We start from the raw sequence: 11,477 nt of genomic DNA on the forward strand, positions 1-11,477 counted from the left end.
CTTGAGACCAGCGCGGTTTTGGAAACGGGGCGAGCGTGCAAATCGGCGGCGGTGTGCACGTTGGCGACGCTTCAACAAGCGATTGTCGGTTAAAAACCCATAGCAATATGGGAATAGTAGCTCTTTGTCTGAATGTCTCCAAGCGGGATCCAAGCGCTTATGCGAGACACTTGAAGCTACCCCGACACGCCTGACGGCGAAGCCGAGCGGACGACTAGTACAGACGGGCGGGACATCCGCGGCTTTTGACGCGGTTGTCTTCAGGACACGCAGGACCTTGTCGTGAGCAATCACGGCAGGACGGGGAGGTATCATGTCTTACGGACTCAACGCGGTATTAAAACTATTTTCCCACTCCACCGATGCCGTCTTAGATCAGTCCGACGTCCAGCCTCCCGCGTGTGACGGAGCGCCGAGTACGCGCTGACCTCGCGACCCCTCCATCTCTGACATCGCTGATCGGACGCGGCGTTCTCGCCGGACGGTCGAACCATGCCTGAGAATGGAATCGCTTGAGGTCCCGCCATGGCAGGAACCCTGATGGCAGGAACCCTGCATGGCGTTCACCACGCACCCTTATCTCTGAAGAAAAGTTTCAAACGATGACAACACCGGAACAGGATCGCTGGTCACGCGTGAAGGGACGTCTGCGCTCGAGCGTTGGCGAAGACGTCTATACGAGCTGGTTTGCGCGCATGGATCTCGAAGGCGTGCAGGAGGAGAGCGTGCGGCTCTCGGTTCCGACCCGCTTCCTGAAGAGCTGGATCCAGGCCCATTACGCCGAGCGCGTGCTGTCCTGCTGGCAGGCTGAAATGCCGGAGGTGCATCGCATCGATCTCACCGTGCGAACCGCGGTGCGTCCCGTCGTGCAGAAGGAAGTGCCCGCGCCGGTCGAGACGCGCCGCGCGCCGGCACCCGAGCTGCGCTCGACCGCGACCGCGCCGGTCTCGGCCAATCATGATGCGCTCGGCGGCTCGCCGCTCGATCCGCGCCTGACCTTTGCGAGCTTCGTCGTCGGCCGCTCCAACACGCTGGCCCATGCGGCCGCGCGCCAGGTCGCGGAAGGACGCCGCGGCGACCCCGTGATGTTCAATCCGCTCTACATTCATGCCGGCGTTGGCCTCGGCAAGACGCATCTCTTGCAGGCGGTGACCTGGTCCGGCAATTCCGGCAACGAGCGCAAGGTGCTGTATCTCACCGCGGAAAAATTCATGTACGGCTTCGTCGCCGCGCTGAAGACGCAGACGGCGCTCGCCTTCAAGGAAGCGCTGCGCGGCATCGACGTGCTGGTGATCGACGATCTCCAGTTCCTGCAGGGCAAGTCGACCCAGGCCGAGTTCTGTCACACGCTGAACGCGCTGATCGACGCCGGCCGCCAAGTCGTGATCGCGGCCGACCGTCCGCCGTCCGATCTCGAAAGCCTGGATGATCGCGTGCGCTCGCGGCTGGCCGGCGGCCTCGTGGTCGAGATGGGCTCGCTCGGCGAAGAGCTGCGGCACGGCATTCTCAAGTCGCGCGTCGCAGCAGCCCGCGCCCATCACGCGACCTTCGAGGTGCCCGAGGAGGTGCTGACCTATCTGGCCCGCGCCATCACCCATAACGGCAGGGATCTCGAAGGCGCGATCAACCGTCTGCTGGCGCATTCGAAGCTCAACAACCGGCCGGTGACGCTGGAGATGGCGGAGCACGAGGTGCGCGACCTGATCCGGCCGCAGGAGCCCAAGCGCATCAAGATCGAGGACATCCAGCGCGTGGTGGCGCGGCAGTATAATGTCAGCCGCTCCGACTTGCTGTCCTCGCGCCGCACCGCCAACGTGGTCCGCCCGCGGCAGGTGGCGATGTACCTCGCCAAGACGCTGACCTTGCGCTCGCTGCCGGAAATCGGCCGCCGCTTCGGCGGACGCGACCACACCACGGTGCTGCACGCCGTGCGCAAGATCGAGGCCCTGGTCTCCAAGGACACGGCGCTGTCGGAAGAGGTCGAGTCGCTGAAGCGCCAGCTTCAGGAATAAACGCCTATTCCTTTCTTTCACCTCTCCCCGCTTGCGGGGAGAGGTCGGAATGCACGCTGAAAGCGCGGATTCCGGGTGAGGGGGACTCTCCGTAAGTCCAACTCTCACCTCCCCCGCGGAGACTCCCCCTCACCTGGCTAACTTTGAAGAAACGGCGGCCGTAGGCCGCCTATGCCTCTCCCCGTAAGAACGGGGCGAGGGAGCACAGCCCCGCCGCGGCGGCATCGAATTGCCTGTAAATCGTGGGGAACTGCCTCCCAATCCCTTGAATCCCAAGGCCATCCGCGCCACCTTGCGCGACCCTGACGGCTTTGGTCATATCGGCTGGATGATCCGGCTTTTGGGGTCTTCGGTGCCGCGGCGCGCGTTTCGGCCGCCCGGCCTTTTCGACGTTGTGTTTCCTTGGGGATCGGGCGAGTAGTGCAATGAAGGTTACGGTCGAACGCGCGCAACTCCTGAAATCGCTGGGCCACGTGCACCGCGTGGTCGAGCGCCGCAACACCATTCCGATCCTCGGCAACGTCCTGGTCCGCGCCGAGAACGCCAAGCTGTCGCTGAAGGCGACCGACCTCGACCTGGAGGTGACGGAGACGCTCGCGGCGGAAACCGCGACCGCCGGCTCCACCACCGTGCCGGCCCACATGTTCTACGACATCGTGCGCAAGCTGCCCGACGGCTCGCAGATCGTGCTGGAGGCCGACGGCGACCGCGCGGTGCTGGCGATCCGCGCCGGCCGCTCCCGCTTCACGCTCCAGACGCTGCCGGAGAATGATTTCCCCGATCTCGCCGCCGGCGACATGTCGCATTCGTTCTCGCTCGCCGCCAAGGACGTCAAGCGGCTGATCGACCGCACCCAGTTCGCGATCTCGACCGAAGAGACGCGCTATTACCTCAACGGCATCTATCTGCACGCCGCGGGCACGGCCAAGGCCGCGACCCTGCGCGGGGTCGCCACCGACGGCCACCGCCTCGCCCAGCTCGATTTGGTCCAGCCCAAGGGCGCCGACGGCATGCCCGGCGTGATCGTGCCGCGCAAGACGGTCGGCGAGGTGCAGCGCCTGATCGAGGACAACGAGGCCGAGGTCACGATCGAGCTGTCGCAGGCCAAGATCCGCTTCACCATCGGCAATGTGGTGCTGACCTCGAAGCTGATCGACGGCACCTTCCCCGACTACGGCCGCGTGATTCCGCAGAACAACGACAAGGAACTGGTCGTCGACAAGAAGGACTTTGAGAACGCGGTCGACCGCGTCTCGACCATCTCCAGCGAGCGCGGCCGTGCCGTCAAACTCTCGCTGTCGCCGGGCAAGCTGGTGCTGTCGGTGACCAATCCGGATTCCGGCAGCGCCACCGAAGAACTCGAGGTCGAATACGCCTCCGACGCGCTCGATATCGGCTTCAACTCGCGCTATCTGCTCGACATCGCCTCCCAGATCGAAGGCGACGTCGCAACCCTCAAGCTCGCCGACCCCGGCTCGCCGACCCTGGTCCAGGACCGCGACGACAAGAGCGCTCTGTATGTGCTGATGCCGATGCGGGTGTGAGGGCTACCGGCCTCTTCACGTATTGACTACATGCGTCATGGCCGGGCTCGTCCCGGCCATCCACGTCTTGGGAGACTGAGAACGTGGATGCCCGGCACAAGGCCGGGCATGACGGAAAACGGATCATATGACCCCCTCCCGCATTCATCGCCTGACGCTGACGCATTTTCGCAATTACCGGGCTGCGGGGCTCGAGACGGCGGCTGACATGGTGGCGCTGGTCGGGCCGAACGGTGCGGGCAAGACCAATTGCATCGAGGCGATCTCGTTTCTGTCGCCGGGCCGCGGCTTGCGGCGGGCGACGCTGGACGACGTCGCCGACAACCAGGGCGACGGCTCCTGGGCGGTCTCCGCGCAGGTCGAGGGCGCGCTGGGGCTCGCCACGCTCGGCACCGGCATCGACGCACCGCTCCCCGACAGCGCGGTGAGCCGGCGCTGCCGCATCGACCGCGAGCCGGTCAATTCGGCGACCGCCTTCGGCGACCACATCCGCATGGTATGGCTGACGCCGGCGATGGACGGGCTGTTCATGGGCGCGGGCTCGGAGCGGCGGCGCTTTTTCGACCGTCTGGTGCTGGCGATCGACAGCGAGCATTCCAGCCGCATCAATGCTCTTGAACGCTCGCTCCGTTCGCGCAACCGCCTGCTCGAGGTGCGCAATTACGACGACCATTGGTGCGACGCGATCGAGCGCGAGACCGCCGAGCTCGCGGTCGCGGTGGCGGCGACGCGCGGCCAGACCGCGGCGCGGCTGACCGGCATGCTGAACGCCCGCGCGCAACAATCCGCCTTCCCGTCGGCGCAGATCGCGCTCGACAGCTGGATGGAGAACGCGCTGCTGACCGAGACCGCCACCGCGGTCGAGGACCGCTACCGCCAGATCCTGCGCGACAACCGCCCGCGCGACGCCATCGCCGGCCGCACTACGGACGGGCCRCATCTCACCGATCTCCAGGTGATCTATGCGCCGAAGAGCATGCCGGCGCGCGACGCCTCGACCGGCGAGCAGAAGGCGCTGCTGATCGGCCTCGTGCTGGCGCATGCGACGCTGGTGGCCGAGATGACCGGCATCGTGCCGCTGCTGCTGCTCGACGAGGTCGTCGCCCATCTCGATCCGAACCGGCGCAGCGCGCTGTTCGCGGAGCTCCGCAAGCTCGGCGCGCAGGTGTGGCTGACCGGCGCGGACCCGGCCGCCTTCGCCGAGATCGGCGCCGGCGGCGAAGTCTTTGACGTCGAGAACGGGCAGGTTCGCACGCGCCGCTAGGTGCCGCTCTTGAACCTGCCCGGTTCAGGCTGCGACTAGTTGCCAGAGGCCGCGCCGGCGCTGTCGCAGCCGTAGCCCATCGCGCAATGACATCACGCGCGACATCTCTGGAGAGACAGATGCGGACGGTAATGCCCGGGGCGCAAGCCTCGGCACGATGGCGGGCATTTGCGTGCGGCCTCGTTTTCCTCGCGATCTGCATGCTCGCGGCAAGCGCCAGCGCATGGGTGCCGCGTGTGTCGTCGCTGTTCGCGGCCGAGCTGACGCCGGATCCCGACACCAAGCTGCCCGCGCCGACCCGCTACAGTTACCGCGGAATTCACACCACCATCGTCGCGGGCGTTGAGACGCCGCTCCGCACCAGGCTGGAGGCGACCGTGCCCGCCGAGCTCGGCGATGTCCTCGCCTTCTACCGCACCGAGCTCGGCAAGCTCGGCTGGCAGGAGCAGCACGATGGCGCGGTGGTCTCCGCCGATCACATCCAGCTCGCCTTCGTCTCCCCGCTCGGACCCGGCATGCTGGCGCTCGACCGCAAGGACTCCAGCACCAGGGTTGACCTCGTGCAGAAGAACGCATCCGTCGCGACCAACGCGAACGTCATGCCCGAGCCCGGCCAGGCGATGCTGGTGTTCTCCAATATCAGCGATACGGACGCCACGCTCACGATCAACGACCGGACCCTGAAGCGTGCCGCCGGCACCCGCGCGGTGTCGCTGGATCTGCAGCCCGGCAAATATTCCTACGAGGTGAACGTGCCGGGCCATCCAGCCACCACGCATATCCTCGACTTCGCGGCCGGCGATACCTGGGAGCTCACCGTCGGGCGCGACGGAGAGGCATGGTCGCCGCTCCTGCTGTATTGAGCCCCGTTGAACCTGCCCGGTTCCCGCCGCGACTAGTTKTCTGAGGCCGCGCCGACGGTGTCGCAGCCTGCAATCGCGCGAGGATTGAAGACCCGCGCGAAATCCAGGAGTTTTGACGATGTCGATGAAACGGCGCGGGGCGCAAGTCCCGGCAAGATGGCTGCTGCTTGCCTGTGGCGTTCTCGCGATGGCGAGCACCCCGCTTTCCGCGCGCGCGGCGGACGACGGCATCGTCGACGTCCACGCGCTGCCGCAGCTCGAGGGTGCGGTGGAAGACACCTCGCGCCCCGATCCCTATCGCGTGGAATATCGCATGCCGACGCCGCAAGCCGTGACATCGCCGGCGGTGAAAAAGCTCCTCAGCGCTGCGGGATGGGTGCCCTATGTGCGGCCGCTGGAGGAGAACAGCACCACGCTGAATTTCAGGAAGGGAAGGCAGGGCCTTTCGGTCTATCTCACGCAAGCCCTCGGCCGGCCCGACCAGACCGTGGTCCACTACTCGACCGACCGGATCTATTCGAACGTGCCGTTCCCTGACGGCGCGAGCGACATCATGTTCGACGGCACAAGGCCCTATCTCGGCTGCATTGCGCCCGGCGCGCTCGATGCGACGTCGGATTTCTGCGCCAGCCAGATGGCCGCGATCGGCTGGCAGAAACTCACGCCGGAAACCGCCGCACGCTGGACGACCAGCCTGGATCAGACCGTTCCCAACGGCCTGCGCGCGTTCTACGCGCACCCTGATAGCAAGGACACCGGCTTCTACCAGCAGAAGCCGGTCATGCTGACGCTGACGCGCCGCGACGACGGCCGCACCAATGTGGACATCCGGGTCGCGCCCTTCGCCTTGCCCAGCGAGCTCAAAGCCGATGACGATCTTGCCGGCCTGCCACGGCCGAATCCGACCAAGACGGCCAGGGGCATCGGCAGCGCAAGCTCCAACAAGCGCGAGATGACGGCCGCCGCGATGGCGGAGCTGCCCGCGGTGCTCGCCTTCTATCATCGCGAGCTCGCCGCGCGCGGCTGGCAGGAGAACGGCAATGCGCCGCTCGCAGCCGGCGACGAGGTGGCGATCAAGATCTCCTCGGTGGAGGAAACCGGCGTGCTGCGGCTCGGCCGCAAATATGATTTCACCATGGTCAGCCTGACCGCGCAGGTGAAGGAGGAGGCGCTTGCCGCCCGCGCCAGGGCGAAGAAGGACGCCGACGACAAGTTCCTTGGCGATGCGTTGGGCGCGGCCCAGCAGCTCATCGCCGCGGATGAAGCCAAGCGCAAGGTGYAGGCGGCCGCGCTGTCCGACGCGTCGCTCAATGCGCTCGCCGACACCACGACGCCGGTGCCGCTGCCCGAAAACGCCGAAGGCGTGAAATTCGCGGGCGACGACGGCCGGCTCGAATTCTCCTCCACCTCGAGCGTGAAAGCGCTCACCGCGTTCTATCGCGCCGCGCTGAGGCCCGCAGGCTGGAAGGAGCAGCCCTCCGTCATCAACCAGCCCAACATGGCGGTGATGGCGTTCTCGAAAGGCGGCAAGTCGATCTCGATGACCGTGATGCAGATGGGCCCGAAGGTGAGTGTCCGCGCCGACGGATCGGGCCTGGTGATGGCCGCGGCCAAGGCTGAGAGCAAGGCTGCGGCCGGCACGGAGATGCAGGCCAGGTCCTCCGAGCCGCTGAAGCCCGATACCGAATCCCAACTCCCGGTGCCGACGCAGCGTTCGTCGACCTCGCTCGCGTCCACGAAAATGCCGGGCAGCGAGACGCCGTTCCGCCGCGAGCTGGAGGCCAGCATCCCGGCCCCGCTCGGCGACGTCCTGGCGTTCTACCGTGCGGAGCTTTCCAAGCTCGGCTGGCAGGAAAAGGCCGACGGCGCGACCGTGTCCGCAGAACGCGCGCAGATCGCCTTCACCTCGCCGCTGGGCCCGGCCGTGCTCAAGCTCGGCCGCGCCAAGGGCGAGACCATTGTCAATCTGGTGCAGAAGAATCCGGATGCCGCAACCAAGGCCGACATCATGCCGAAGGCGGGACAGGCCAGGCTGATGCTCGGCAATATCGGACCGAAGGACGCGGCGCTGACGATCAACAATCAGACGGTGAAGGTCGCGGCCGGCGCCGGCGGCCCGCAATCGCAGAAAGGCCCGATGCTCGACCTGCCGCCCGGCAAGTATCAGTACGCGTTGCGCCTGCCCGGGCACCCCGTCCGCACCGAGAGCCTGACCGTCGCCGCCGGCGACGCCTGGGGCCTCATGGTAGGGCCAACCGGCGACGTGCTGCCGCTTCAGATGTATTGAGCCGCCACGCAACAGGTGCGCTCCCTCTCCCGCTTGCGGGAGWGGGTTGGGGTGAGGGAGCCTCCACAATGGACACTTCCAATGTGGAGAGAGCCCGCACCCGGCGCTTTGCCATAGCCGAGGCTTCGCCTCGGCGTTGCTTGAGAACGGCCGCCGAAGGCGGCCTATGCCTCCCCCGCAAGCGGGAGAGGTTGCAGCGAGCCCGTGGCCCGACCAACTCCACCAAGGACCAATGCTCCAACCGGCACCTCGGAACCACCCTCTCCACCCGCAAAAAACACGCCTTTCAGAGCCCCAAAACGGGCCCTCGAATCGCGCTTTTTGCAGTGCCCAGAATCGGCCTTCGAGAGGCTTGAAAACCGGCTAAAAAACCCTATCTGCTCAAAGGGTTGCCGGAGGATACTTTGCGCTAGGCGCAATCTGTCTTTCATGGCACAAATAGCCTGCAAATCAGCGCCTTTTGCGCCGCTGATTCGGGCGACATCTCGAAGGCCTCTCATGACAGAACCTGCTCGGCAGACGCCTGCCGAAAACGAACCCTCAAATCCGAGCGATTACGGTGCGGAATCGATCCGGGTGCTCAAGGGTCTCGATGCCGTCCGCAAGCGCCCGGGCATGTATATCGGCGACACCGACGACGGGTCCGGCCTGCACCACATGGTCTACGAGGTCGTCGACAACGCCATCGACGAGGCGCTCGCGGGCCACGCCACGCGCGTCGACGTGATCCTCAATGCCGACAATTCCGTCACCGTGCGCGACGACGGCCGCGGTATTCCCGTCGACATCCACAAGGGCGAAGGCATCTCGGCGGCCGAGGTCATCATGACCCAGCTCCATGCCGGCGGAAAATTCGACCAGAACTCCTACAAGGTCTCCGGCGGTCTGCACGGTGTCGGCGTCTCCGTCGTCAACGCGCTGTCGAGCAAGCTCGGCTTGCGGATCTGGCGCGACAACAAGGAGCACTACATCGAGTTCGCCCATGGCGATGCCGTCGCCCCGCTGGTGGTGGTCGGCGACGCGCCCGGCAGGCGCGGCACCGAGGTGACGTTCCAGGCCTCGACGGAAACCTTCAAGAACATCGAGTATGATTTCGCGACGCTCGAGCACCGGCTGCGCGAGCTCGCCTTCCTCAATTCCGGCGTCAACATCGCCCTCTCCGACATGCGCCACGCGGTCGAGAAGCGCGAGGAGATGCACTATTCCGGCGGCGTCGAGGAGTTCGTCAAATATCTCGACCGCAACAAGAAGGCGATCGTGCCGGCGCCGATCATGGTGCGCGCGGAGGCCAACGGCATCGGCGTCGAGGCCGCGCTGTGGTGGAACGACAGCTACCACGAGAACGTGCTGTGCTTCACCAACAACATCCCGCAGCGCGACGGCGGCACCCATCTCGCCGGCTTCCGCGGCGCGCTGACGCGCCAGGTCAACGGCTATGCCGAGGCCAACGCGAAAAAGGAAAAGATCGCGCTGACCGGCGACGATTGCCGCGAAGGCCTCACCGCCGTGCTGTCGGTGAAGGTGCCGGACCCGAAATTCTCGTCGCAGACCAAGGACAAGCTGGTGTCCTCGGAAGTGCGCCCCGTGGTCGAGAACGTGCTGAACGAAGYGCTCCAGGCCTGGTTCGAGGAGCACCCGTCCGAAGCCAAGATGATCGTCGGCAAGGTGATCCAGGCCGCGGCCGCCCGCGAAGCCGCGCGAAAAGCGCGCGAGCTGACGCGCAAGAGCCCGCTCTCGGTCTCCTCGCTCCCCGGCAAGCTCGCCGACTGCCAGGAAAAGGACCCGGCGAAATCCGAGCTCTTCATCGTCGAGGGTGACTCGGCAGGCGGCAGCGCCAAGCAGGGCCGCAACCGCGAATTCCAGGCGGTGCTGCCGCTGCGCGGCAAGATCCTCAACGTGGAGCGCGTGCGCCCCGACAAGATGCTGGGAAGCGAGCAGATCGGCACGCTGATCACCGCGCTCGGCACCGGCATCAGCGACGAGTTCTCGATCGAGAAGCTGCGCTATCACAAGATCATCGTGATGACGGACGCCGACGTCGACGGCGCCCACATCCGCACGCTGCTGCTGACGTTCTTCTACCGGCAGATGCGCGACATCATCGATGGCGGCTATCTCTATATCGCCCAGCCGCCGCTCTATAAGGTCTCGCGCGGCAAGTCCGAGCAGTATTTGAAGGACGAGCGGGCGCTCGAAGATTATCTGATCGATACCGGGCTCGATGACTGCGTCTACATTCCCGGCAACGGCGGCGACCGCACCGGCCGCGACCTGCGTTCGCTGGTCGACGATGCCCGGACGGTCCGCAGCGTCCTGCGCAATTTGCACAGCCGCTACAATCGCAAGGTGATCGAGCAGGCCGCCATCACCGGCGTGCTCAACAAGGCGATCTATGGCGATCCGGAAAAAGCGGCTGCTGCCGCGCAGTACATCGCCGGCCGGCTGGACAACCAGGCCGAGGAGGTCGAGCGCGGCTGGGTCGGCCAGTATGTGGAAGGCCAGGGTTTCCAGTTCGAGCGCACGGTGCGCGGCGTCAAGGAAGCCGCCCTCATCGACGACGCCTTCCTGGGCTCGGTCGAGGCGCGCAAGCTCGACGAGTACACCGTGAAGCTGCAGGACGTCTATGCCCGCCCCGGCAAGCTGCGGCGCAAGGATGTCGAGCTCCCCGTCCACGGCCCGGTCGATCTGTTCGAAGCGGTCACCGACGCCGGCCGCAAGGGCGTCACGCTGCAGCGCTACAAAGGTCTGGGCGAGATGAACCCGGAACAGCTCTGGGAGACGACGCTGGATATCAATGTGCGCTCGCTGCTCCAGGTGAAGGTCAAGGAGGTCGACGAGGCCGACGACATCTTCACCAAGCTGATGGGCGACGTGGTCGAGCCGCGCCGCGACTTCATCCAGGAACATTCGCTGAGCGCGACCATCGATATCTGAGGCCGAAGGGCTTTAGATTAAAGCTACTAGCCACACACTCGCTGCAACCTCTCCCGCTTGCGGGGGAGGCGTAGGTCGCCTTCGGCGGCCGTCCTCTCAAAAGACGCCGAGGCAGAGCCTCGGCTATGGCGAAGCGCCGGGTGGGGGCTCTCTCCACCTAGGGACTATCTCGATCGTGGAGACACCCTCTCCCCAGCCCTCCCCCGCAAGCGGGGGGGGAGCGCACCACCGTTCGCGGCAACACCGAACGTGGCCCTGTCGCGCTCTAGACCCGCCGCGTGCCCCTGAACCTCACCCCCCGCAATCGCGACCAAGTGGCGTAGACCCATTGGCCACCTGCCGCGTTGCCGGCGCGAATTTCCCTCAGCACGTTGGACGAGAGCCCCGGAGCCGAAGTGCGAGCCGGTGCGATGGACCGAGGGTAATCTTGGAAAAGGTCCGAACGAAATGTTGCCGATACTAGCCGAGCAGAGCCGAATGTACGTGAAGCAGGTCTTCGAAATGGCCGAGATCTTCGGCTTCGAAACCCGCAACAAATATCGCATCTGCGATGAAAATGGCCACGATCTGCTC

Annotated in this window: 7 protein-coding genes; all 7 read left to right on the forward strand. The window is 65.7% G+C overall.

The window, feature by feature from the left end; genetic code table 11:
- Positions 1-602: 602 nt before the first annotated feature.
- Positions 603-2,012 carry a chromosomal replication initiator protein DnaA gene (gene dnaA / locus ACXJL8_RS20545; RefSeq protein ID WP_456618465.1) on the forward strand — a complete coding sequence of 470 codons (1,410 nt, stop codon included), beginning with the start codon at positions 603-605 and terminating at the stop codon, positions 2,010-2,012.
- 425 nt (positions 2,013-2,437) lie between these two features.
- A complete protein-coding gene (gene dnaN, locus ACXJL8_RS20550) occupies positions 2,438-3,556 on the forward strand; it encodes a DNA polymerase III subunit beta (RefSeq protein ID WP_456685475.1) in 1,119 nt (372 codons plus the stop codon).
- A 127-nt stretch (positions 3,557-3,683) separates the two neighbouring features.
- Entirely contained in the window at positions 3,684-4,820 is a 1,137-nt protein-coding gene (recF, locus tag ACXJL8_RS20555) for a DNA replication/repair protein RecF (protein ID WP_456618467.1), read from the forward strand.
- Between the two features lie 119 nt (positions 4,821-4,939).
- On the forward strand, positions 4,940-5,683 hold the full coding sequence (locus ACXJL8_RS20560) for a hypothetical protein (RefSeq protein WP_456618468.1): 744 nt from the start codon (positions 4,940-4,942) through the stop codon (positions 5,681-5,683).
- A gap of 118 nt (positions 5,684-5,801) precedes the next feature.
- On the forward strand, positions 5,802-7,970 hold the full coding sequence (locus tag ACXJL8_RS20565) for a hypothetical protein (RefSeq protein ID WP_456685476.1): 2,169 nt from the start codon (positions 5,802-5,804) through the stop codon (positions 7,968-7,970).
- Positions 7,971-8,468: 498 nt separating this feature from the next.
- Positions 8,469-10,904 carry a DNA topoisomerase (ATP-hydrolyzing) subunit B gene (gene gyrB, locus ACXJL8_RS20570; RefSeq protein ID WP_456685477.1) on the forward strand — a complete coding sequence of 812 codons (2,436 nt, stop codon included), beginning with the start codon at positions 8,469-8,471 and terminating at the stop codon, positions 10,902-10,904.
- Positions 10,905-11,351: 447 nt separating this feature from the next.
- The coding region (locus ACXJL8_RS20575) for a phospholipid scramblase-related protein (protein WP_456685478.1) at positions 11,352-11,477 on the forward strand (126 nt) is incomplete at its 3' end.

This window comes from Bradyrhizobium sp. P5_C11_2, assembly GCF_054049755.1.